The sequence below is a fragment of the Actinomadura sp. SCN-SB genome, from assembly GCF_043906805.1.
Taxonomy (GTDB): Bacteria; Actinomycetota; Actinomycetes; order Streptosporangiales; family Streptosporangiaceae; genus Spirillospora.
On record NZ_JBIMPP010000041.1, the window covers coordinates 1 to 21,090 of the forward strand.

Below are 21,090 nucleotides of genomic sequence, written 5' to 3' on the forward strand. Positions count from 1 at the left end.
CCCTGACACCGCCACTCGGGACGCTCCCCGAACTTCACTCCCGCCACTCCCGTCGTACGGACACGAACCGCGACGGATACGATCCGCACGCGCGCGGCCCGTCACCCCCCGTGAGAAAGCGAACGCATGTCTGCTCCCCTCCTCGACAGTGATCCTCGGCAGCTCGGCGGTTACTGGCTGGCGGCACGCCTGGGAGCGGGCGGCCAAGGCGTGGTCTACGAGGGCTATGGCGCGGGGGGCGAACGGGTCGCCGTCAAGGTGCTGCACGGCGACGTGGTCACCGAGGCGGTCCGCGACGCGCTGCGCAGGGAGGTCGCGACCCTCCAGCGCGTCGCCTCGTACTGCACCGCCCCGGTCATCGCGGCCGACGTGGACCACTTCCCGCCCTATGTCGTCAGCGAGTACGTCCCCGGTCCCGACCTGAGGAGCTGGGTCGACCACAACGGCGCGTACGGCACGGACGAGCTGTACCGGCTCGCGATCGGCATCGCGACCGCGCTGGCGTCCATCCACCGCGCCGGAGTGGTCCACCGGGACCTGAAACCGGCGAACGTGCTGCTCGGCCCGGACGGCCCGCGCGTCATCGACTTCGGCATCGCCAGGACCGACGAGATGTCGCGCAGCGCCACCGGCATGAAGGGCACCCCGCGCTGGATGGCCCCCGAGCTGTTCCGGGGCGAGCGCGCCACGCCCGCCGTCGACGTGTGGGCCTGGGGCGTCATCGTGCTGTACGCCGCGACGGGCAAGGCGCCTTTCGACGGCCCGTCCCTGCCCGTCCTGATGCACCAGATCACCACGAGCCGCCCGGACACCGGGGCGCTCACCGAGCCGCTGCGCGGCCTGGTCGAGGCGGCGCTCAGCCAGGATCCGGCCGAGCGGCCCGGCCCGGAGGAGATCCTGGCCGGGCTGATCGGCGGCGATGGGAGCACCCGCGATCCGCTGGAGGAGGGCACGCGGGCCGCGTCCCACGGCGCGCGGCCGTCGATGACGCTCCCGCCGTCGCCGGCGGAGCTGGCCGAGCAGGTGTACGAGGGGCTCGACCCGCACGCCAGGCAGGCCGTTCCGCGGATTCTGCTGCGCATGGTGCTCGCGCGTCCCGACGCCGACGACGTCCTGTGCACGGTACGTGTGGAGGAGTTCGTCGACACCGAGATCGACCGCGAGACGGCGCTGGGCGTGCTGAACGCCTTCGTCGAGGCGGGCCTGCTCCGCCACCCCGACGGCGACTCCGGCACCGTCGCGATCGGCACCCCCGCCCTGCTCCGGGCGTGGCCGCGCCTGCGCGAGTGGGTCGAGGCGGAACGCGGCGGCCTGAACAGCCATCACGTCCTGGCCGACGCCGCGCGCCGCTGGGACGCCAACGGCCGCAAGACCGCCGACCTGCTCCAGGGGTCGGGCCTGGACGAGGTGCTCGGCTGGGCGTCCACCGGCCGCCGCCACCTGACGCTCAACCTCGCCGAACGGGACTTCCTGGGCGCCTCGGTCGAGCAGACCCGCCGCCGCGCCCGCACCAGGACGGTCGTGATCGCCGCGCTGGCCTCGCTGCTGCTGGTCGCCACGATCGCCGGGGGCGCGGCCGGGGTGCAGAGCTGGAACCTCAGCCGGGCGAACGCGACCGTCTCCGCGCAGCGCGACTCGGCCATCGGACGGCAGGTCGCCGTGCGGGCCCACCAGTTGCGGCGCATCGACCCCATCCTCGCGAGCCGTCTCGCCGTCGCCTCCGCCTCCCTGGCCGGTGACACCCCCGAAACCCACCACGCGCTGCTCACCCTGTCGGCGCAGCCGGAGAGGGACATCTGGGCGCCACCCGGCGTGGACGGCTCGTGGTACCAGCGTCTCTCCTCGGCCGGCGGCCCGTACGTCTTCTGGAGCCGCGAGCAGAAGAAGATCGTCGTCGCCGACCCCGCGACCCGCCGGGTGCCGCGCGCGATCGACGTCGCCGGAGCGCCGCCGCGGGGCGTGGCACCGAGCCTCGACGCCGGGCGGCTGCTCGTCGTCCAGGACGACGGGACGATGACGATCTGGGACGTCGCCACCGGAACCGCCCGCCGGCTCCCGTACCGGCACACCGCCGACGACGGCCTCACGCTCAGCCCCACCGGGACCAAACTGATCAGGATCGGCGACGACCGGGTCACCATGCTGGAGGCCGCGACCGGCAAGGAGCTCTTCCGCGCGAAGGTCAAGCCGGGCTCCGGCACCCCGAGACTGTCCCCCGACGAGCGCACCCTGGCAAGGTCCAGGCCCTCAACCCACAGGGCGTCCTGGCCACCGTCGAGGGCTCGGGGGACCAGCGCTCCCTCATCTTCTGGGACGCCGCGACGCTCCAGCAGAAGGGCAACCCCATCCGGCTTCCGGCGGGCAACACGGGCATCACGGCGCTCTCCCCCGACGGCCGGCTCGCCGCCACCGCCGACAGCAAGGGCAACATCGACATCTGGGATGTGCGCACCCAACGCCACCTCGGGCTCGCGCTCACCGGCAACGCGGCCGGCCACGAGACGACGATCGAGTCCCTCGCGTTCAGCGCCGACAGCACCCGCGTCCACAGCATGGGCAGCAGCGACATGAAGCTCCAAACCCACATCGTCGGCCCAGACGCCCTGAAGAGGGCTCTCTGCGCCCAGAACGGCCAACTCACCCCGCAACAATGGAAGCGCTACATAGGAATCGACTACCGCCCCACCTGCTGAACCCCACCTCAAAGATCAAGCCTCGCTAGGCGCCAGCCGCCGACGAGGCGAACTGGCGGTCGTGGTGCCCAGTGAAGGGATCGAACCTTCGTCTGCGCCGTGTGGAGGCGCCGCTCTCCCATTGAGCTAACCGGGCTACTGAGCCAACCGGGCGTCGGGCTTGCGGAGGGAGCGAGGATCGAACTCGCACGGGACTCGAGGCCCCCAACGGTTTTCGAGACCGCGGCCGTCGCCAACCTTCGGCTGGTCCCTCCAATGTCCCGCTGACAGCGGGACGGGGCGGCGGGCGTGGTGCGCTCGCCGGTACGGGAGACAGGAGTCGAACCTGCATGAGCGTTCGCCCGCCGGGGTTTGAGCCCGGTGCGTCTTACCGTTCCGCCACTCCCGCATGCTCTTTCTCGTGCCGCCCGAAGGGCTCGAACCTCCTCACTCCGGCTTAAGAGGCCGGTGCCCGTCCCGTCGGGCGCGAGCGGCTTGCGAGCCGTACCGGGGAGTCGAACCCCGTACTCCGGTTTGGAAGACCGGCGCCTCAACCCTTTCGGCTTGTACGGCATGGCACCTCTGCCAGGATTCGAACCTGGGACCTTCGCGTTCGTAGCGCGCTGCTCTGTCCTCTGAGCTACAGAGGTATGACCCGTAGTGGTCCCCCGAGGGCTCGCACCTCGTCCCCCGGCCTTTCAAACCGGTGCTCTACTGCATGAGCTAAAGGACCGCGCACACGTACCCCCGGCGGGATTCGAACCCACACCATTCCTGCTCCTCGGGCAGGCGCCTCTGCCAGTTGGGCGACGGGGGCCGGACGTCCAGTGCGGCTCCAGGGATTCGAACCCTGAACATCCACTTCCTGAGAGTGGCCTCTCTGCCCTTTGGAGTAGAGCCGCGCGTTCCGGTCGGTGGCGTCGTCGCCGGCTCGTGGGCGAGGGATCAGCGGACCCCGCCGTGGTTGCCGAGCGACGACCATGACAGTCGGTCGAGTAGTCGCTTCACGGCGGGACCTCCTTCCGAAGTTCGAGTGCCATTCCCTCTGACGGGGTGACGGCTTCTACGGTGCCAGCGGTGCGGAATTCCGCGCAATCGATTTTTCGCGGCGGTCAGGGCCGCAGCACGCAGCGGAAGCCCAGATGTCCCGTGGAGCTGTCGGGCTCCTGCCCCTGACGTGCCGCCGGGCGGTAGCGAAGGCAGTAGTTCGGGGCGCACAGGTACGAACCGCCCTTGATGGTCCGGCGGACGGCGCCGTCCTGACTGCGGGCCGCCGGGGCGCAGCAGGTGGGATGCCGGTCGGTGAAGACGTCGGCCGTCCATTCCCATACATTCCCCACCATGTCATAAAGCCCGTACCCGTTGGCGGGAAAGGACCCGACCGGCGAAGTGCCCTCGTAACCGTCCGTCCTGAGGTTCTGCCAGGGAAATTCGCCCTGCCAGGTGTTGGCCATCATGCGCCCTTCCGGAGCGAATTGGTCGCCCCATGGGTAGACGGCCCCGTCCAGCCCGCCGCGGGCGGCGAATTCCCATTCGACCTCGGTCGGCAGATCCTTGCCGGCCCAGCGCGCGTACGCGAGGGCGTCCTCGTAGGCCACATGCGTCACCGGGTGCTCGTCGAGCCCGTCCGCGCGGCTGCCCGGACCTTGCGGGCGGTGCCAGGCGGCGCCCGGCGCATATCGCCACCAGTTACGGTAATCGCGCAGGTCCACCGGCCCCTCGGTCTTGTGGAAGACCAGCGAGCCGGGTACCAGCGAGGCGGGGTCGGCGCCGGGGAAGCAGGCCGGGTCGAGGGGGCGCTCCGCCACGGTCACATAGCCGGTCTCCTCGACGAAACGACGGAACCGCGCGACCGTCACCGGGTGCTCGTCCATCCAGAAACCGCCCGTGGAGGCCATGTGCACGGGGCCCTCTTCCGGATAGAAGTCCTCCGATCCCATCAGGAAGTCACCGCCGGGCACCCAGCGCATCCCGGGCACCTTTCCAGGAGTGGCCATGGGCTTAACATATCGGCCTGGTTGATTTACAGAAGTCGTTGGGCCAGGATCGTCCTGGCCGAATTATTAATGGACCAGCAGGGGACGCCGCGATGCCGCCCAGCCGACGCCACTTCCTCGCCGGCACGGCCGTGGCCGTCGGCGCGGCGGCACTGCTCAGCCGGACCGCGCACCAGGACGCGGTCGCCGACCCCGCCGAGGCGGAGGGAGGGGACGACGCGGGCCGCCGAGGCCCCAACTTCGTGGTGATCGTCGCCGACGACCTCGGTTTCGGCGAGATCGGCGCCTACGGCCAGCGGCTGATGCGGACGCCCCACCTCGACCGGCTGGCGCAGGAGGGCCTGCGGTTCACCCAGGCGTACTCGACGGCGCCCGTGTGCGCTCCGTCCCGCTGCTCGCTGCTGACCGGCCTGCACCCGGGTCACGCCCGGGTCCGCAACAACCCGATGGGAGATCCGTCCGCGACCGCTCTGCGGGACGGCGACACCACCTTCGCCGAGGTGCTGCGGGCACGCGGCTACCGTACGGCGTGCATCGGCAAGTGGGGGCTCGGGCCGGAGCAGGGCGGGCAGCCCAGCCACCCCAACTCCCGTGGGTTCGAGGAGTTCTTCGGCTACATCACCCACGGACACGCCCACAACTACTACCCGGCCTACCTGTGGCACAACGCCGACAAGGTGCACCTGCCGGAGAACGCGGGCGGCAGAAGGGCCTCCTACGCGCCCGACCTGTTCCGCGACCGCGCGCTCGGCTTCATCCGGGAGCACAAGGACGAGCCGTTCCTGCTCTTCCTGACCCCCAACCTCCCCCACGCGCCCAGCGACGTCCCGAGCACCGAGCCGTACGACGACCGGCCCTGGCTCGCCCCCGACAAGGGCCATGCCGCCCAGGTCACCCGGCTCGACGACTACGTGGGCGCGATTTTGGACGAGCTGCGCGAGCACGATCTGACCGAGTCCACGATCGTGCTGGTGACCAGCGACAACGGGCCGCACGAGGAGCGCGGCTTCAACCCGGACCTGTTCGTCGCCAACGGGGGCCTGCGCGGCTACAAGCGCAACCTGTACGAGGGCGGGGTGCGGGTCCCGCTCATCGCGTGGTCGCCGCGCCGGATCCGGCCCGGCACCAGCGACCGGCCGACGCAGCAGACCGACCTGCTGCCGACGCTGGCCGAGCTGGCGGGCGCCCCCGCGCCGCGCGACATCGACGGCCGGTCGGTCGCCGCGCTGCTGGACGGGCGCCCCGCCGACACGCCCGCGCACCCGTACCTGTACTGGTACAGGCTGGACGACTTCGTCACCCACCGCGCCGACCTCGCCGAGCAGGGCCGCCTGCGCCGCCTGGCCGAGGCGGCGCGGCAGGGCCGGTGGAAGGCGGTGCGCTTCAGCCCCGGCAGGGACAGGTCGGCACCGGACGACGAGTGGAAGGTCGAGCTGTACGACCTGCGGTCCGACCCGGGCGAGACGGCCGACGTCGCCGACACGCATCCGGAGGTCGCCGAACGGATGGTCGCGTTCATGCGGGACGCCTGGGCCGAGCCCTACGACCGCGAGCCGTTCGGCCTCACCGTCGGCTACCCGAACGTCCTGCTGCCGGGCACCGACCACACGCTCACCGCGACGCTCAGCAACGGGTCGGCGCGCCCATGGGGCCGCGTGCGCCTTCGCGTGGAGACGCCGCGCGGCTGGCCGGTACGCCTGGTCTCCCCCCGGCGCGAGGCGGTGGACCGGCTCGCTCCCGGCGAGCAGGCCACGTACGAGTGGCGGATCAGGGTGCCCGCGGCGGCGGGCCTCGCGCGGTGGCGCGCGGTCGTGACCGCCTCGTGCGTCCTGGACGGCGCTCCGCTGCGGTTCAGCGCGGAGCGGACCTTCGGTCTCCCGGCACGGCTCTGACCACGGCCGATCAGGGGGCGTGCCAGGTCAGGGCGACCTGGTGCTCCTGGAAGCCCATCGACCGGTACAGGGCCGCGGCCTCCGGTGGCGCGTGCAGGTCGACGCGGGTGACGTTCTTGGCGCGGAACCAGGCCAGCAGCTCGTGCATGATCAGGCGGGCGTATCCCCGGCCCCGGTAGGCCGGGTCGGTCACCATCCCCAGCACGTACCCGGAGTGGGCGCCGTCCTGGAACGGGGCGGGCAGCCGGTACTCGATCAGGCCGAGCCCGCAGGCGGCCAGCCGTCCCGCCTCGTCGCCGTCCACGACGAACACGCCCAGGGAGCCGCCCATGCGCTCCTTGACGTCGCGGGCGAACTCCTCACGCCAGTTGCCCTCCGCGGCCGGGTCGCCCGCGTCGATCACGCGGCGGAACAGCAGTTCCCGCAGCCGGGTGAGCTCGGGAACGTCGTCGGAAGTTGCCGGGCGAACGATCACAAGGCCACCCTAGGGGACCCTCGCCCCTCGGCGCCTCTCCTCCCGCCAGGACGGATGCCTCCCGTCACGCGGACGAGCGCGGACCGTCCTGTCATGGGCGCGCTCCCACCGCAGTGATCACATCGGCCCGGCCATGAGCAGCGGCCCCGTGACGTTGAACCGCTCGACGCCCCGCCGGGTGAGGTTGACCCGCAGGTCGATCCAGCCGGGACGGCCCTCGAACCGGCAGTCGTCGGCCGCGCCCGCCGGGAAGTGCAGGTCGCCGACCGACAGCTTGGCGCCCCGCACGTGGACGGGAAGCAGGATCCGCGAGGACGTGCCGAGCCTGGCGATGCCGCACCCGCCGATCTCGCGTCCCCGCGCCTCGCTGCGCACCGACTCCGCCGCGGCCCGCGCGAATTCCGGCTGGCCGGCGCGGAGCCGCCCGAGCAGGATCCCGCCGTCCGCGGCGGGATCGCCGGGGGCTTCGCCGGCCGGTGAGAGCGTGGCGGGCGCGCAGCCGATGACCCCGGGATGGCCGTGCGGCGCGTACACGCCGTCCGAGCGGCCCACGCCCAGCACGTCCACGACGATCACGTCGCCGGGCTCGGCGCCGACCACGACCAGCGGACCGCACAGGACGGCGTCCTCACCGGGCTCGCGTCCCTGGCACTCCATCCGCACCGAGCCACCGGTGATCACTTCGGCGACCGCGGGGATGTCGGGATGCCAGCGGTTGTGCCCGGGTACCGGCCGGGCCGCGGATCCGTCGTCCACCGGCGGCCCCGGGAAGCGGACGACCGGCGGAGCGGCGAGAGTGGGCGCCAAGGCAGGGTCCTTCCGTGCGGGAGCTCGATTGGGAAGATCTTGCCGACCCGGCTGTTACCGATCCGTTTCGGCGTTCTGACAGTTGAGTAAGAGCCGCGGTTCACGGTTCTCCGCGGATCTACCCGATTCCCGTCGGAACTTCCCCGCCGATCCGAGCGTCTAAGGCCCATGCGCCGGCGTGGGACGAGTCACAGGATTCACAGGAGTCACACGGGGACGGGAAGCACCGGCCGATGGCGTGCCCTCGCGGCGGCCGTGGCGCCCCTGACGCTGGCGGCCGCCTGTTCGGGGTCGGACGCCCGCGACCCCGCGCCCGAGCCGTCGCCCCGCTTCGCCCTGGTCTCCTACGACGACTGCGACCAGGTCCTGGCCGACCTCCGCGCCGCCACGGAGCGCCAGGTCGGCCCGTACGGGCTGGGCGGCGGTCCGCTGCCTCCCAGCGCCGCGGAGGACGGTGCCCGCGCCCAGGGGGCCGTCCCCGGGGCCTTCGCCGCTGGTTCCCCGCAGCGGCCGCAGGAGCATTCCCGCACCAACGCGCACGAGGCCGGGGCCGACGAGCCCGACCTGGTGAAGACCGACGGCCACCGCATCGTCGCGCTCGCCCGCGGGGAACTGCTGGTGATCGATCCGGCGAGCCGCAAGGTCGTCCACCGCCTCGGCCTCGGCGGGAGACCCGCACCCGGCGGATCCGGCGACGCGCGGCTTCTCCTCAGCGGTGACCGCGCCCTGGTCATGACCCCTCGGCCCCAGCTTTACCGCCCAGGAATTCCCGGCCGGCCGGCGCCGGACTCGATCGTGCCGGGGGACACGCCCCTCCCCTCGTCCCCCCGGACCACCCTGACCTTGATCGACCTGTCCGGGGCGCCCACGGTGATCGGCTCGCTGACGACCTCCGCCGCCTACGTCGACGCCCGGCAGACCGGCTCGGTCGCCCGGGTGGTGGTGCGGTCGGCGCCGCGGATCGAGTTCCCCGACCTGCCGCGGACCCCGCGGTCCGAGCGGGACGCCCTCGAACGCAACCGGCGGATCGTCCGGTCCGCTCCGCTGGACGCCTGGCGGCCCGCCTTCGAGGTGCGGGGCCGCGACGGCCGGACGACGACGTACAGGACTCCCTGCGGCAACATCAGCCGCCCCCGTGACGGCAGCGGGACCAGCATGCTGTCCGTCCTGACGATCGACCTGGCCAAGGACGCCGGCGACCCCGCACCGGTGTCGATCGCCGCCGAGGTCCAGGAGGTCTACGGCAACGGCGGCAGCCTCTACGTCACCGACAGCCGCTTCCCACCGCTGCGAGGACGGGCCCCGCGTCCCGGCTCCGAGACCACGCGGATCCACAAGTTCCGTCTCGAAGGGGCCGGGCGCCCCCGCTACGTCGCGTCCGGCTCGGTGCCGGGGCGGCTGCTCGACCAGTACTCGATGTCCGAGCACGACGGGCGGCTCCGCCTGGCGACCACGACCTCCCCGTCCCCCGGCGTCCGGGGGCCCGGCGGCGAATGGCGTTCGGAGAGCGCGGTCCACGTGCTCGCCGAACGCGGCGGGCGGCTCACCGAGATCGGCAAGGTCGGCGGCCTCGGCAAGGGCGAGCGCATCTACTCGGTGCGCTTCATCGGCCCCACCGGCTACGTGGTGACGTTCCGCCAGATCGACCCCCTGTACGTGATCGACCTGCGCGACCCGTCCCGGCCCGCCGTCACCGGCGAACTCAAGATCACCGGCTATTCCGCGTACCTGCACCCCACCGCGGACGGGCGGCTGCTGGGCATCGGCCAGGAGGCGGACACCACCGGCCGCACGCAGGGCACGCAGGTCTCCCTCTTCGACGTCAGCGCCGCACCGCGCCGCGTCGGCGGGTACCACCTGCCCGGCTCCAGCTCGACCGCCGAGTTCGAGCCGCACGCCTTCCTGTACTGGCCGCGGACGGGGCTGACCGTGCTTCCCATCGCCACCAAGCACACCGACGGGCGGTACACCGGTGAGAGCGAGGCGCTCGTCCTCAAGGTGACCGGCACCACCGTGCGGAAGCTGGGAACCGTCGAGCACCCGAAGGGCGAGGAGGGGTACCCCTCCCCTATCCGGCGCTCCCTCGTCGTCGGCGACACGCTGTGGACCGTCTCCGACGACGGTGCGCGCGCCACCGGCATCACCGCCCTCGACGACCGGGGCTGGCTCGCCTTCTGAGCGCCCGCGGGCTAGCGCAGCCCGACGGAACGGCTCAGCGCGGTCTGGATGAGGCGGTCCACCAGGGCCGGGTAGTCGAGTCCCGAGGCCGCCCACATCTGCGGGAACGCGGACGCGGGGGTGAAGCCCGGCATGGTGTTGATCTCGTTGAGGATCCAGCGCCCGTCAGGGGTGTGGAAGAAGTCGACGCGGGCCAGGCCCTCGCAGTCCAGGGCGTCGAACGCCTGCGCCGCCAGCCGCTGCGCCTGCTCGATCGCGGCCGGGTCGAGGTCCGGCGGGATCTCCAGCCGGAGGGACGAGTCGAGGTACTTGGTCTCGAAGTCGTAGAAGTCGGCCTCGCCGCCCATCACGACCTCGGCGGGCAGGCTGACCTCGGGCGGGCCGTCGTCCAGGCCCTCCAGCACGCCGCACTCGATCTCGCGGCCCTCGACCGCCGCCTCCACGATCACCTTCGGATCGTGCTCGCGGGCGGCCTCGACCGCCGCCTCCAGGTCGTCCTCACCGGTGACCCGGCTGATGCCCATGCTGGACCCGGCCCGCGCGGGCTTGACGAACACCGGCCAGCCCAGATCCTTGATCTCGTCGATCTTGCGCTTGCGCTCGCGGCGCCACTCCCGGTCGCCGACCAGCACGTACCTGCCGACCGGCAGTCCGCGGGCCTGCCACACCAGCTTCATGAAGCCCTTGTCCATGCCGACCGCGCTGGCCAGCACGCCCGCGCCGACGTAGCGGACGCCCGCCAGGTCGAGCATGCCCTGGATGGTGCCGTCCTCGCCGTACGGGCCGTGCAGCAGCGGCAGGACCACGTCGACCTCGCCGAGCGTCGCGGGCACCCGGCCCGGCTCGATCACCATCAGGCCGCGGCTGTCGGGGTCGAACGGCAGCGCCAGCGCCCGGCCGGACTCCCCGGTCACCTCGGGCAGCCGGCCGCCCTCGATCACCAGGCGCTGGTCCTCGGGGGCCAGCACCCAGCGGCCGTCCCTGGCGATGCCGACCGGCACCACCTCGTACCGGTCACGGTCGATCGCCGCCATGACCGCGCCGGCCGTGACGCAGGAGATGGCGTGCTCCGAACTGCGCCCGCCGAACACCACGGCCACGCGGATCTTGGGTGATACCTGCGACATGATGCCCGACCCTACCGCCGAACGACCGCGTTAGGCCATGAGGCCCGCGCCGGCGGCGGGATCCCCGCCGTACCCGCCGCCGCGCGGTCGCGACATCGCCGGTCAGACGCCGTGCCGCTGCTCCACGCCGTACCGCTCGGGCTTGGGCGAACGGGAGATCAGCGCAATCGCCGCGTCCTTGATCGGGACGCCCTCGTACAGCACCGACACCACCGCCTCGGTGATCGGCATCTCCACGTTGTGCTTGCGGGCCAGCGCCAGCACCGCCCCGGACGACTTCACGCCCTCGGCGGTCTGGCTGGTCGCGGCGATCACCTCGTCGAGCGTCATGCCGCGGCCCAGGTTCTCCCCGAACGTGCGGTTCCGCGACAGCGGCGAGATGCACGTCCCGACCAGATCGCCCATCCCGGCCAGACCGGCGAAGGTGTGCTCGTCGGCGCCCAGCGCGGCGCCCAGCCGGGCGATCTCCGCCAGGCCCCGGGTCATCAGCACCGCCTGCGTGCTGGCGCCGAAGCCGAGCCCGACCGCCATCCCCACGCACAGCGCCACCACGTTCTTCACCGCGCCGCCCAGCTCGCAGCCGATCACGTCGGTGGAGGTGTACACGCGGAAGTACGGGGTCATGGTGGCGCCCTGAAGGCGCTGCGCCCCCGCCTCGTCCACGCACGCGGCCACCGCCGCGCCGGGCTCGCCGCCCGCGATCTCCCGCGCCAGATTGGGCCCGCTGAACACCGCGACCCGCTCCTCGGGGACGTCGGCGACCTCGGTGATCACCTCCGACATCCGCCGGGTGGTGCCCAGCTCCACCCCCTTGATCAGGCTGATCAGCATCGCGTCGCGGGGCAGCAGCGGCGCCCAGCCCGCCAGGTTCTCGCGCAGCGTCTGCGCCGGAACGGCCAGCGCCACGAAGTCGGCGCCCGCCAGCGCCTCGGCCGGGTCCGTGGTCGCGCGGACCTCCTCGGGCAGCGGCACGCCCGGCAGGTAGTCGGGGTTCTCGTGCCGCTCGTTGATGGCCTCCACCAGCGAGGCGCGGCGCCCCCAGATCGTGACCTCACCGCCCGCGTCGCACAGCAGCTTGGCGAACGTGGTGCCCCAGGAGCCCGCGCCCATGACGGCCGCACGATGGATCACGAGGACGCCTCCTCGCGGGCGGGCGACCCCCCGCGCCCCCCGGCGAGAACGGCGACCATTCCTTCGCTCCGCACGCTCATGACCCCTCGACCCCCTTCTGCGCCCTGCGCCGCTCCTCCAGGACCTTGTGGTGGTCGTAGAGCTCCTTGGGGGGCTCCTCGCCGCGCAGCTCGCCGACCAGCCGAGCGATCTCCCGCATGATCTCGTCGGTCGCCTCGCGCAGCGTGGTCTTGGTGAGGGGACGGCCCTCGTACCGCGACAGGTCCACGGGCGGGCCGGCGATCACCTTCATCGTCTTGCGCGGGAACGGGTGGAAGCCCTTCCTCAGCGACGCGGCGAGCCCGCTCTGCTCGCCCTTCTTGTACGGAAGCAGCTCGTGCGCGCCCCAGCTCGCCACCGGAACGACCTTGGCGCCCGTCTTCAGCGCCATCCGCGCCACCCCGGTCTGCCCGGTCATCGGCCACAGATCCGGATCGCGGGTGCAGCTGCCCTCCGGGTAGAACATCAGGCACTCGCCCCGTTTCAGCGCCTCCTCGGCGTCCTTGAGCGCCAGCGCCGCGTCCGCCCGGTCACGGTGGACGGGGATCTGCCCGGTGCCGACCAGCACGTTCTTGAGGAACTTCACATCGAACAGGGACGACTTGGCCAGGTACACGGGATAGCGGCCCGCCTCGTACACGAAGTGGGCCAGGGCCAGGGGGTCGGACTCGGAGATGTGGTTGGCGGCGATGATGACGCCGCCCTCCTTGGGTACGTTGTCCCGCCCTCGCCACTCCCTCTTCAGCAGCCCGTACAGCAACGGGCGCAGGACGATGATGGTGAGCTTGCGCCAGGCAGGCGAGTACCCACGGCTCATGCCCGTCCCCTCCTCGGTAGGCCCACGGTGAACGTGGGGTGTCATCAAGTGTCGCGGTTGCTTGCGCATAGTGTCGAGTTGCCATGTCTACAGCAGATCGCGGTATGACTCAGAACCAGGTGCCCCTCCTCCAGTGGTCGCTCGTCGTGCCCGTCAAGGTGCTGGCGCGGGCCAAGACCCGCATGGCCGAGGCGGCGGGCCCCCACCGGCAGGCGCTGGCCCTGGCCGTCGCCACCGACACCGTGGCGGCGCTGCTGGCCTGCGAGCGGGTCCGGCACGTGATCGTCGTCACGGACGACCCGGCGCCCGCCGCCGAGCTGTCCGCCCTGGGCGCCATGATCGTCCCGGACGAGCCGGACGCCGGGCTCAACCCGGCCCTGATCCACGGGGCCGCCCGGATCCGGGAGACCGCGCCGGGGTATGGGGTCGGCGCCATCTCCGCGGACCTGCCCGCGCTGCGCCCCGGCGAACTCGCCCGTGTCCTGGACGCCGCCGCGCGCTTCCCCGAGGCGTTCGTCCCGGACGCCGCGGGCACCGGGACCACCCTCTACACCGCACGCCCCGCCGTCCCCTTCCGTCCCGCCTTCGGCCCGCTCTCCCGCGCCGCGCACCGCGACCGCGGCGCCCGGGAACTGCTCCTGGACGACATCGCCAGCGTCCGCCAGGACGTCGACACCCTCGAAGACCTCCAAGCCGCCCTCACCCTGGGAACCGGACCCCGGACCGCCCGTGTCGCCGCCCGGCTGCCCGCCATTCGCAACATCGCCTAAGGCCCCTGCCCCGTTAGTCTGGGCCCATGCAGGGGACGGTGCGGACCTTCGACGCCGAGACGCGTTCCGGCAGCGTGCTGCTGGACGACGGAACGGAACTGCCCTTCGACGCCGAGGCGTTCGCCGCGGGCGGCCTCAGGCTCCTGCGCTTCGGCCAGCGGGTCAACCTGGCCGTGGACGGGCGGGACGGCCGGATCACCCTGGTCACCCTCTCCACGTTCCCCGTCCCGCGCTAGCCGCGAGCGGATACGACAGCGCCCGGGGCCGCGCGGAACGCGGCCCCGGGCGCTGTCGATGGGTTACTTCTTCCCGGCCACCAGGTTCTTGAAGTCGGCGCCCGCCTTGAACTTGGGCACGGACGTCGCGGGAACCTCGATGGTCTTGCCCGTCGCGGGGTTGCGGGCCGTACGTGCAGGCCGGTCGGCCTTCTCGAACGAACCGAACCCAGTGATCGCGACCTTGTCGCCCTTGGCGACCGCGGTCTGGATCGCCTCCAGGATCGCGTCGACGGCCTCGGCTGCGGCCTTCTTGCTGCCCAGCCGGTCAGAGATGGCGTCGACCAGCTCACGCTTGTTCATGGGTTACTCCTCTAGTTCCCCCCTTGCCCGAACGAAACTAAAGGAGGCATAGCATCGACACAATCACCTGCAAGCAAGAGTTCCCGTGTCGCAGGCGTTTTTGTCGGTCTCGCCCCCGTCTCGCCAGGCGCCGGACCGTTACCGGCCACCTCGCACGCTAGCGGGCGTCGGGCGCCCGATGGAAATCGGCGAGGAACGCCTCCAGCTTTCTGGCGGCCAGCTCGGGGTCGCGTTTGGCCAGGTCGGTGATGACCAGGAGATGCCGGATCAGCCGCCGCCGGGTCTCGGCGGGCAGCGGCGCGACCCGGCGGTGCGCGTCGCGCAGCCGCTCGGCGAGCCGCGTCAGCGCCGGATCGTCCCACTCGGGACCGGTCCACGGGACCGGCGTCTCCGGTTCGGTCACTGTGCAAGCCCCCAACGAGTCCTCGCGGTCCGCGCCCGCCGGGATGGCGGGCGCCACACCTGAGATTGTGCTCTCCGTGAGGACCGGTCCGTACATCCGGGTCCGGACCGGTGTCCCCATCGGTGGCCTCGCTGGGGGCACGGCCGACCGGCCATGCCCTGAAGGGGACCTATGCCGTGACGGGCATCCAGGGGGCGCGCCGCTCCTCGAAGGCGGCGATGTCATCGGCGTGGCGCAGGGTCAGGCCGATGTCGTCCAGGCCCTCCATCAGCCGCCAGCGGGTGTAGTCGTCGATCTCGAACGAGGCCGTGAGGTCCCCGGCGCGCACGTCGCGGGCGTCCAGATCGACGGTGATCTCGGTGGACGGATCGTTCTCGACCCGGTCCTGCAGCGCCTCCACGGTCGCGTCCGGCAGGACCACCGGCAGCAGACCCATCTTGGTGGAGTTGTTGCGGAAGATGTCGCCGAAGCGGGGCGCGATGACGACCCGGAACCCGTACTGCTGAAGGGCCCAGACCGCGTGCTCGCGGGACGAGCCCGTGCCGAAGTCCGGCCCGGCGATCAGGATGCTGGCGCCCTCGTACCGGGGCTGGTTGAGCACGAACTCCGGGTCCTCGCGCCAGGCGGCGAACAGGCCCTTCTCGAAGCCGGTGCGGCTGACCTGCTTGAGCCAGACGGCCGGGATGATCTGGTCGGTGTCGACGTTGCTGCGGCGCAGCGGCACGCCCCGGCCGGTGTGGGTGGTGAACGCTTCCATGTCGTGGGCTTCCTTGTCTAGAGGTCGGCGGGGGCGGTGAGGCGTCCGGTGACGGCCGTCGCGGCCGCGACGGCGGGCGACACCAGGTGGGTGCGGCCTCCGGGCCCCTGCCGGCCCTCGAAGTTGCGGTTGGACGTGGACGCGCTGCGCTGGCCGGGCGTGAGCTGGTCGGGGTTCATGCCCAGGCACATCGAGCAGCCGGCCTCGCGCCATTCGGCCCCGGCGGCGGAGATGACCGCGTCGAGCCCCTCCTCCTCGGCCTGCTTCTTGACCCGCATGGAGCCGGGGACGACCAGCATGCGGACGCCGTCGGCCACCTTGCGTCCCTCCAGGACGCCGGCGACGGCGCGCAGGTCCTCGATGCGGCCGTTGGTGCAGGATCCGACGAAGACGGTGTCGACCTCGATCTCGCGCAGCGGGGTGCCCGGGGTCAGCGCCATGTACTCCAGGGCCCGCTCGGCGGCCTGCCGCTGCACCGGGTCGTCGAAGGACGCCGGGTCGGGCACGGACTCGGCCAGCGGCAGCCCCTGGCCGGGGTTGGTGCCCCAGGTGACGAACGGGGTCAGCTCGGAGGCGTCGATCACGACCTCCTTGTCGAAGGCCGCGTCGTCGTCGGTGCGCAGGGACGTCCAGTACTCGACGGCCCGGTCCCAGTCGCTCTCATTCTGAGGGGACGACCCCCCAGACCCCCCGGCAACGGCTCCGCCGCCATCACTCGCTCCGCTCGCGATGTCGGCGCCGGCCGGCGCGTGCGGGCGGCCCTTCAGGTAGGCGAAGGTGGTCTCGTCCGGGGCGATCATCCCGGCGCGGGCGCCGGCCTCGATGGACATGTTGCAGACCGTCATCCGGCCCTCCATCGACAGCGACCTGATCGCCTCGCCGCGGTACTCGATGATGTGGCCCTGGCCGCCGCCGGTGCCGATCCGGGAGATCACCGCGAGGATCAGGTCCTTGGCGGTGACGCCCTCGGGCAGCGCGCCGTTCACGGTCACGGCCATGGTCCTGGGCTTGATCTGCGGCAGCGTCTGGGTCGCCAGGACGTGCTCGACCTCGCTGGTGCCGATGCCGAACGCGAGGGCGCCGAACGCGCCGTGCGTGGAGGTGTGGGAGTCGCCGCACACCACGGTCATGCCGGGCTGGGTCAGGCCGAGCTGGGGGCCGATGACGTGCACGATGCCCTGGCCGTCGTCCCCCATGGGGTGCAGCCGGATACCGAAGTCGGCGCAGTTCTTGCGGAGCGTCTCGACCTGGGTGCGCGACACCGGGTCGGCGATGGGCGCCAGCAGGTCCTTGGTGGGGACGTTGTGGTCCTCGGTGGCGATCGTCAGCTCGGGGCGGCGCACCTTGCGCCCGGCCATGCGCAGGCCGTCGAACGCCTGCGGGCTGGTGACCTCGTGGACGAGGTGGAGGTCGATGTAGAGCAGGTCCGGCTCGCCCTCGGCTCGTCGCACCACGTGCGCGTCGTAGACCTTCTCGGCCAGTGTGCGGCCCATCCGATTCCACCTCACCTGATCGGTACCTTGCTCGCGGGCTCCCCCGCCGGTTTGCATCTCATATTACGAGACGGCAATATCAAGACATGGACAACTCTAGCGGAGTCGGCGTACTTGACAAAGCCGTTCTCGTCCTGAACGCCCTCGAAGCCGGCCCCGCCTCGCTGGCGCAGCTGGTGCAGAGCACCGGGCTGGCCCGCCCGACCGCCCACCGGCTCGCCGTCGCGCTGGAGTACCACCGTCTCGTCCACCGCGACACCCAGGGCCGGTTCATCCTGGGCCCGCGGCTGGCCGAGCTGGCGGTGGCGGCCGGGGAGGACCGGCTGCTGGCCGTCGCCCAGCCCATCCTGGCGCAACTGCGGGACCACACGGGAGAGAGCGCGTCCCTTTTCCGGCGCCAGGGCGACGTCCGGATCTGCGTGGCGGCGGCCGAGCGCAGCAGCGGCCTGCGCGACACCATCCCGGTCGGCGCGGCGCTGCCGATGACCGCGGGGTCGGCGGCGCAGGTCCTGCTGGCCTGGGAGGAGCCCGACCGCCTGCACCGGGGACTGCGCGGCGCCAAGTTCGAGGCCGCCACGCTGGCCGCGGTGCGCCGCCGCGGCTGGGCGCAGAGCGTGGGCGAGCGCGAGCAGGGCGTCGGCTCCGTCTCCGCCCCCGTCCGCGGCGCCGCCGGACGGGTCATCGCGGCCGTCTCGGTATCCGGACCGCTGGAACGCCTCACCCGCTCCCCCGGCCGCCTGCACGCCGGCCCCGTCATGGCCGCCGCCGAGAAGATCTCCGCGTCGATGCGCCGCACGCCTTCGTAGGACGCGGGCCTCACAGGACGCGGCTCATAGGATGCGGCGCGGTCCTGCCCTACCATCCGGGTTGGGGAGGGCGCATGACCGATCACGAGGCCGAGCTGCGGCGACGCCTGGAACGGCTGTCCCTGAAGGAGAAGGTCGGGCTGCTGACCGGGGCGGGCTTCTGGACGCTGCGCCCGGCCGAGAAGATCGGCCTGGCCCCGCTCGTGCTGTCGGACGGCCCCAGCGGCGTGCGCGGCACCACCTGGGACGAGCGCGACCACAGCCTGCTGTTCCCCTGCCCCACCGCGCTCGCCGCCACCTGGGACCCGGACGCCGCCTTCGAGGCGGGACGGCTGAACGGCGCGCAGGCCCGCGACAAGGGCGTCCACGTCCAGCTCGCCCCGACGGTCAACCTGCACCGCACCCCGCTGGGCGGCCGCCACTTCGAGAACTACTCCGAGGACCCGCTGCTCACCTCACGGATCGCGGCCGGGTTCGTGCGGGGCGTGCAGTCCGCCGGGGTGGCGGCGACGGTCAAGCACTTCGTCGGCAACGACTCCGAGACGGCGCGGATGTCCTACGACGCGCTCATCGACGACCGCACCCTCCGTGAGCTGTACCTGCGCCCGTTCGAGGAGACGGTCCGCCACGCCGGGGCCTGGGCGGTGATGGCCGCCTACAACCAGGTCAACGGCGTCACGATGACCGAGCACCGGGAGCTGATCACCGGCCTGCTGAAGGGCGAGTGGGGGTTCGACGGCGTGGTCGTCTCGGACTGGACGGCGCTGCGTTCCACCGTGCCCGCCGCCGAGGCCGGGATGGACCTGGAGATGCCGGGGCTCCCCACGTCCCCCTGGCGGGACAACCTGGTGCGGGCCGTCCGCGAAGGCGAGGTCGCCGAGGAGCTGATCGACGACAAGGTGCTGCGCCTGCTGCGGCTCGCCGCCCGCGTCGGCGCGCTGGACGGGCTGCCGGGCCCGCCGCCGGTCACCACGCCGCCCGACGCGCGGCGCCGGCTCCGCGACCTGGCGTCCCTGGGCATGGTCCTGCTGCGCAACGACGGCACGCTGCCACTGCGCGCCGACACCAGAGTCGCGCTGATCGGCCCGAACGCGGTGCGGTTCGCCGCGCAGGGCGGCGGCAGCGCGCACGTCGAGCCCGCGCACGTGGTGACGCCGGCGGAAGGGCTGCGGCGCGCCCTGGGCGGGGACGCGCAGATCACCGTCCACGCGGGCGTCCACCCGCACGGGCGGCTGGCACCGCCGCCGCTCGCGCTCATGACCGACCCCGAGACCGGCGAGCCGGGCGCGCGGGCCGACTACCTGGACGCCGACGGCGGCCTGCTGCTGTCGGAGCACCGCCGCGCCGCCACGCTGCGTTTCCTCGGCGAAGGCGCCCCCATGGCGACCCGGCAGATCGTGCTGCGCACCCGGTTCACGCCCGACCGCGACGGCGTCCACTCCTTCGCCGCCACCGGCATCGGCGACTTCGAGTTCCGCGTCGGGACGGACGTGACGTCGCTCACCCTCGTCCCCGAGGGCGAGGACGCCGTCGAGTCCCTCATGAAGCCGCCCGAGCACCGGGTGACCGCCGAGCTGCCCGCCGGGACGCCCGTCCCCGTCGAGCTGCGGCACACCTTCGCGTACCCGCCGCTCGTCCTGACGTTCGGCATCGGCTACCGGGAGCCCCACCTGAGCGAGGACGCCGAGCTGGCCGCCGCCGTCGAGGCCGCCCGCTTCGCCGGCGCCGCCATCGTGGTCGTCGGGACGAACGACGAGGTCGAGAGCGAGGGCTACGACCGTACGACCCTGGCCCTGCCCGGCCGCCAGGACGAGCTGGTCGCGGCCGTCGCCGCCGTCAACCCCCGTACCGTGGTGGTGGTCAACGCGGGCGCGCCCGTCCTGATGCCGTGGCGGAACGAGGTCGCCGCCATCCTCTGGTCCTGGCTGCCGGGGCAGGAGGGCGGCGACGCCATCGCCGGCGTGCTCACGGGGCTGGCCGAGCCGGGCGGGCGGCTCCCCACCACCTTCCCGGTCACGGAGACGGGCGTCCTGTCCCCGGTGCCGGGGCCCGACGGCACCCTTGAGTACGCCGAGGGCACCGCGATCGGCTACCGGTACTACGCCCCGGAGGACGTGGCGTACCCGTTCGGCCACGGCCTCGGCTACACCACCTGGGAGTACGAGTCGGTGACCGCGTCCGGGCCGGGCGGCACGGCCGAGGTCACCGTGCGCAACACCGGCGACCGGGCGGGCCGCGAGGTCGTCCAGTGCTACGCCTCGGCGCCGTCCCTCCCCCTCCGCCTGGCGGGCTTCGCCGTCGCGGACGCGGCACCGGGCGAGACGGTCACCGTGACGGTGCCCCTGGACGAGCGCCTGACCGGCCCGTACCGGCTGCACGCCGGTCGCTCCATCGCCGACCTGCGGCTCGCCACGGAGATCCGCCAGGGCACGCGCGGCCTTCTCCGCCGGAGGGCACCGGGTGAAAGATCGCTACGATGACGTGCATGGACCGCTGGACCGATCGGCTGCTCGCCGAGGGAAGCGATCCCGATCCCCGCTTCACCCTCGCCAACGAGCGCACCTTCCTGGCCTGGATCCGCACCGCCCTGGCCGTGATCGCGGGCGGCGTGGGCGTGGCCCTGACCGGCGACACGCTCACGGCGCCCCTCCGGCACGGCCTGTCGATCGCCTTCTCCCTCACCGGGGCGCTCATCGCCGGCCTGGCGTTCCGCCGCTGGCTCCGCACCGAGCGCGCCCTGCGCCGCTCCGAGACCCTGCCTCCCCCGGCACTGGCGCCGATCATGTCCTACGGCCTGGCCCTGGCCGCGACGGTCCTGCTCGTCGCCCTCCTCGTGACCCGATGAGCGTGCTGCGGGACCGCGGAGCCCAGCCCGAACGCACCGCCCTCGCCTGGTATCGCACCACCCTCGCCTTGGCCGCCGCGGGCCTGCTCTGCGTACGCCTGGCCCCGTCCACGCCCGGCGCCGTCCTCGCCGCCGCCGCGGTCTGCGGCGCGGTCTCCCTCCAGCTTCGCCGCGCCCTCAAGCGCCACCCGCGCCGCACACCCCACCACCTGGCCGATCCGGTGTCCGTGCTGCTCGCGACCGCCGTCACCATGCTGTTCGCCGCCATGGGGCTGCTCTTCGCGCTCGGCGCCTGACGGCTAC

The 21,090-nt window shown here is 72.6% G+C and carries 19 protein-coding genes and 9 tRNA genes; 9 read left to right on the forward strand and 19 right to left on the reverse strand.

Annotated features, from left to right (window positions below):
* Positions 1–126 precede the first annotated feature (126 nt).
* Positions 127–2,571 carry a WD40 repeat domain-containing serine/threonine protein kinase gene (locus tag ACGWYJ_RS24285; protein WP_395108643.1) on the forward strand — a complete coding sequence of 815 codons (2,445 nt, stop codon included), beginning with the start codon at positions 127–129 and terminating at the stop codon, positions 2,569–2,571.
* Positions 2,572–2,755: 184 nt separating this feature from the next.
* Here ACGWYJ_RS24285 and ACGWYJ_RS24290 read toward each other — a convergent pair.
* From ACGWYJ_RS24290 to ACGWYJ_RS24335, 10 genes are all read right to left on the reverse strand, one after another.
* A tRNA-Val gene (locus ACGWYJ_RS24290) sits at positions 2,756–2,829 on the reverse strand.
* 27 nt (positions 2,830–2,856) lie between these two features.
* Positions 2,857–2,947 (reverse strand) — tRNA-Ser (locus ACGWYJ_RS24295).
* Between the two features lie 50 nt (positions 2,948–2,997).
* Positions 2,998–3,081: transfer RNA gene (locus ACGWYJ_RS24300), tRNA-Leu, on the reverse strand.
* Between the two features lie 13 nt (positions 3,082–3,094).
* Positions 3,095–3,167 (reverse strand) — tRNA-Lys (locus ACGWYJ_RS24305).
* 5 nt (positions 3,168–3,172) lie between these two features.
* A tRNA-Gly gene (locus ACGWYJ_RS24310) sits at positions 3,173–3,245 on the reverse strand.
* 1 nt (position 3,246) lies between these two features.
* A tRNA-Arg gene (locus tag ACGWYJ_RS24315) sits at positions 3,247–3,322 on the reverse strand.
* An 11-nt stretch (positions 3,323–3,333) separates the two neighbouring features.
* A tRNA-Phe gene (locus ACGWYJ_RS24320) sits at positions 3,334–3,405 on the reverse strand.
* Between the two features lie 9 nt (positions 3,406–3,414).
* Positions 3,415–3,489: transfer RNA gene (locus tag ACGWYJ_RS24325), tRNA-Leu, on the reverse strand.
* A gap of 11 nt (positions 3,490–3,500) precedes the next feature.
* Positions 3,501–3,574: transfer RNA gene (locus ACGWYJ_RS24330), tRNA-Leu, on the reverse strand.
* Between the two features lie 210 nt (positions 3,575–3,784).
* Positions 3,785–4,669, reverse strand: coding sequence for a formylglycine-generating enzyme family protein (locus tag ACGWYJ_RS24335; RefSeq protein ID WP_395108644.1), 885 nt, complete (start codon positions 4,667–4,669; stop codon positions 3,785–3,787).
* 92 nt (positions 4,670–4,761) lie between these two features.
* Here ACGWYJ_RS24335 and ACGWYJ_RS24340 point away from each other — a divergent pair, with 92 nt between their 5' ends.
* Positions 4,762–6,561: a sulfatase-like hydrolase/transferase gene (locus tag ACGWYJ_RS24340; protein WP_395108645.1), complete on the forward strand. Its 1,800-nt coding sequence runs from the start codon at positions 4,762–4,764 to the stop codon at positions 6,559–6,561.
* 10 nt (positions 6,562–6,571) lie between these two features.
* Here the strand turns inward: ACGWYJ_RS24340 and ACGWYJ_RS24345 are convergent, their stop codons facing one another.
* Both ACGWYJ_RS24345 and ACGWYJ_RS24350 read right to left on the reverse strand, forming a co-directional pair.
* Positions 6,572–7,036 (reverse strand): GNAT family N-acetyltransferase, encoded by a 465-nt coding sequence (locus ACGWYJ_RS24345; protein ID WP_395108646.1) that lies wholly within the window; start codon positions 7,034–7,036, stop codon positions 6,572–6,574.
* 117 nt (positions 7,037–7,153) lie between these two features.
* Positions 7,154–7,843, reverse strand: a complete 690-nt coding sequence (locus ACGWYJ_RS24350; RefSeq protein ID WP_395108647.1) for an acetamidase/formamidase family protein — start codon at positions 7,841–7,843, stop codon at positions 7,154–7,156.
* Positions 7,844–8,098: 255 nt separating this feature from the next.
* On the opposite strand from ACGWYJ_RS24350, the gene ACGWYJ_RS24355 reads away from it, so the two are divergent.
* On the forward strand, positions 8,099–10,021 hold the full coding sequence (locus tag ACGWYJ_RS24355; protein WP_395108648.1) for a beta-propeller domain-containing protein: 1,923 nt from the start codon (positions 8,099–8,101) through the stop codon (positions 10,019–10,021).
* An 11-nt stretch (positions 10,022–10,032) separates the two neighbouring features.
* On the opposite strand, the gene ACGWYJ_RS24360 is transcribed toward ACGWYJ_RS24355, so the two are convergent.
* From ACGWYJ_RS24360 to ACGWYJ_RS24370, 3 genes are all read right to left on the reverse strand, one after another.
* Positions 10,033–11,148, reverse strand: a complete 1,116-nt coding sequence (locus ACGWYJ_RS24360) for a D-alanine--D-alanine ligase family protein (protein ID WP_395108649.1) — start codon at positions 11,146–11,148, stop codon at positions 10,033–10,035.
* Positions 11,149–11,250: 102 nt separating this feature from the next.
* On the reverse strand, positions 11,251–12,276 hold the full coding sequence (locus tag ACGWYJ_RS24365) for an NAD(P)H-dependent glycerol-3-phosphate dehydrogenase (RefSeq protein ID WP_395108695.1): 1,026 nt from the start codon (positions 12,274–12,276) through the stop codon (positions 11,251–11,253).
* 79 nt (positions 12,277–12,355) lie between these two features.
* Positions 12,356–13,135 (reverse strand): lysophospholipid acyltransferase family protein, encoded by a 780-nt coding sequence (locus ACGWYJ_RS24370; RefSeq protein ID WP_395108650.1) that lies wholly within the window; start codon positions 13,133–13,135, stop codon positions 12,356–12,358.
* Between the two features lie 104 nt (positions 13,136–13,239).
* Here ACGWYJ_RS24370 and cofC point away from each other — a divergent pair, with 104 nt between their 5' ends.
* Both cofC and ACGWYJ_RS24380 read left to right on the forward strand, forming a co-directional pair.
* Positions 13,240–13,905, forward strand: coding sequence for a 2-phospho-L-lactate guanylyltransferase (gene cofC / locus ACGWYJ_RS24375; RefSeq protein WP_395108651.1), 666 nt, complete (start codon positions 13,240–13,242; stop codon positions 13,903–13,905).
* A gap of 26 nt (positions 13,906–13,931) precedes the next feature.
* Positions 13,932–14,141: a cold-shock protein gene (locus tag ACGWYJ_RS24380; protein ID WP_395108652.1), complete on the forward strand. Its 210-nt coding sequence runs from the start codon at positions 13,932–13,934 to the stop codon at positions 14,139–14,141.
* A 63-nt stretch (positions 14,142–14,204) separates the two neighbouring features.
* On the opposite strand, the gene ACGWYJ_RS24385 is transcribed toward ACGWYJ_RS24380, so the two are convergent.
* The 4 genes from ACGWYJ_RS24385 to leuC all read right to left on the reverse strand — a co-directional run bounded on the left by ACGWYJ_RS24385 (position 14,205) and on the right by leuC (position 17,136).
* Positions 14,205–14,483 carry an HU family DNA-binding protein gene (locus tag ACGWYJ_RS24385; protein ID WP_026403810.1) on the reverse strand — a complete coding sequence of 93 codons (279 nt, stop codon included), beginning with the start codon at positions 14,481–14,483 and terminating at the stop codon, positions 14,205–14,207.
* A gap of 157 nt (positions 14,484–14,640) precedes the next feature.
* A complete protein-coding gene (locus ACGWYJ_RS24390; RefSeq protein WP_395108653.1) occupies positions 14,641–14,886 on the reverse strand; it encodes a hypothetical protein in 246 nt (81 codons plus the stop codon).
* A 169-nt stretch (positions 14,887–15,055) separates the two neighbouring features.
* Complete coding sequence (leuD, locus tag ACGWYJ_RS24395; RefSeq protein WP_395108654.1) at positions 15,056–15,643, reverse strand: 3-isopropylmalate dehydratase small subunit; 588 nt, start codon at positions 15,641–15,643, stop codon at positions 15,056–15,058.
* Between the two features lie 17 nt (positions 15,644–15,660).
* The gene (gene leuC, locus ACGWYJ_RS24400) at positions 15,661–17,136 is read right to left on the reverse strand and encodes a 3-isopropylmalate dehydratase large subunit (protein ID WP_395108655.1); all 1,476 of its coding nucleotides are present in this window, start codon (positions 17,134–17,136) and stop codon (positions 15,661–15,663) included.
* Positions 17,137–17,222: 86 nt separating this feature from the next.
* Here leuC and ACGWYJ_RS24405 point away from each other — a divergent pair, with 86 nt between their 5' ends.
* From ACGWYJ_RS24405 to ACGWYJ_RS24420, 4 genes are all read left to right on the forward strand, one after another.
* Entirely contained in the window at positions 17,223–17,942 is a 720-nt protein-coding gene (locus ACGWYJ_RS24405) for an IclR family transcriptional regulator (protein WP_395108656.1), read from the forward strand.
* A 74-nt stretch (positions 17,943–18,016) separates the two neighbouring features.
* On the forward strand, positions 18,017–20,422 hold the full coding sequence (locus ACGWYJ_RS24410; protein ID WP_395108657.1) for a glycoside hydrolase family 3 C-terminal domain-containing protein: 2,406 nt from the start codon (positions 18,017–18,019) through the stop codon (positions 20,420–20,422).
* A gap of 5 nt (positions 20,423–20,427) precedes the next feature.
* The gene (locus ACGWYJ_RS24415; protein WP_395108658.1) at positions 20,428–20,787 is read left to right on the forward strand and encodes a YidH family protein; all 360 of its coding nucleotides are present in this window, start codon (positions 20,428–20,430) and stop codon (positions 20,785–20,787) included.
* Entirely contained in the window at positions 20,784–21,083 is a 300-nt protein-coding gene (locus ACGWYJ_RS24420) for a DUF202 domain-containing protein (RefSeq protein WP_395108659.1), read from the forward strand. Before ACGWYJ_RS24415 ends, ACGWYJ_RS24420 begins: the two co-directional genes overlap by 4 nt.
* The last annotated feature ends 7 nt before the right edge of the window (positions 21,084–21,090 follow it).

Bases quoted from the DNA above. Each gene is read 5' to 3' on its own strand.
- ACGWYJ_RS24405 (WP_395108656.1), top strand. From the start codon at position 17,223: ATGGACAACTCTAGCGGAGTCGGCGTACTTGACAAAGCCGTTCTCGTC.
- leuD (WP_395108654.1), bottom strand. From the start codon at position 15,643: ATGGAAGCGTTCACCACCCACACCGGCCGGGGCGTGCCGCTGCGCCGC.
- cofC (WP_395108651.1), top strand. From the start codon at position 13,240: ATGACTCAGAACCAGGTGCCCCTCCTCCAGTGGTCGCTCGTCGTGCCC.
- ACGWYJ_RS24370 (WP_395108650.1), bottom strand. From the start codon at position 13,135: ATGAGCCGTGGGTACTCGCCTGCCTGGCGCAAGCTCACCATCATCGTC.
- ACGWYJ_RS24335 (WP_395108644.1), bottom strand. From the start codon at position 4,669: ATGGCCACTCCTGGAAAGGTGCCCGGGATGCGCTGGGTGCCCGGCGGT.
- ACGWYJ_RS24360 (WP_395108649.1), bottom strand. From the start codon at position 11,148: ATGTCGCAGGTATCACCCAAGATCCGCGTGGCCGTGGTGTTCGGCGGG.
- ACGWYJ_RS24340 (WP_395108645.1), top strand. From the start codon at position 4,762: ATGCCGCCCAGCCGACGCCACTTCCTCGCCGGCACGGCCGTGGCCGTC.
- ACGWYJ_RS24410 (WP_395108657.1), top strand. From the start codon at position 18,017: ATGACCGATCACGAGGCCGAGCTGCGGCGACGCCTGGAACGGCTGTCC.
- ACGWYJ_RS24420 (WP_395108659.1), top strand. From the start codon at position 20,784: ATGAGCGTGCTGCGGGACCGCGGAGCCCAGCCCGAACGCACCGCCCTC.
- leuC (WP_395108655.1), bottom strand. From the start codon at position 17,136: ATGGGCCGCACACTGGCCGAGAAGGTCTACGACGCGCACGTGGTGCGA.
- ACGWYJ_RS24385 (WP_026403810.1), bottom strand. From the start codon at position 14,483: ATGAACAAGCGTGAGCTGGTCGACGCCATCTCTGACCGGCTGGGCAGC.
- ACGWYJ_RS24380 (WP_395108652.1), top strand. From the start codon at position 13,932: ATGCAGGGGACGGTGCGGACCTTCGACGCCGAGACGCGTTCCGGCAGC.
- ACGWYJ_RS24285 (WP_395108643.1), top strand. From the start codon at position 127: ATGTCTGCTCCCCTCCTCGACAGTGATCCTCGGCAGCTCGGCGGTTAC.
- ACGWYJ_RS24415 (WP_395108658.1), top strand. From the start codon at position 20,428: ATGGACCGCTGGACCGATCGGCTGCTCGCCGAGGGAAGCGATCCCGAT.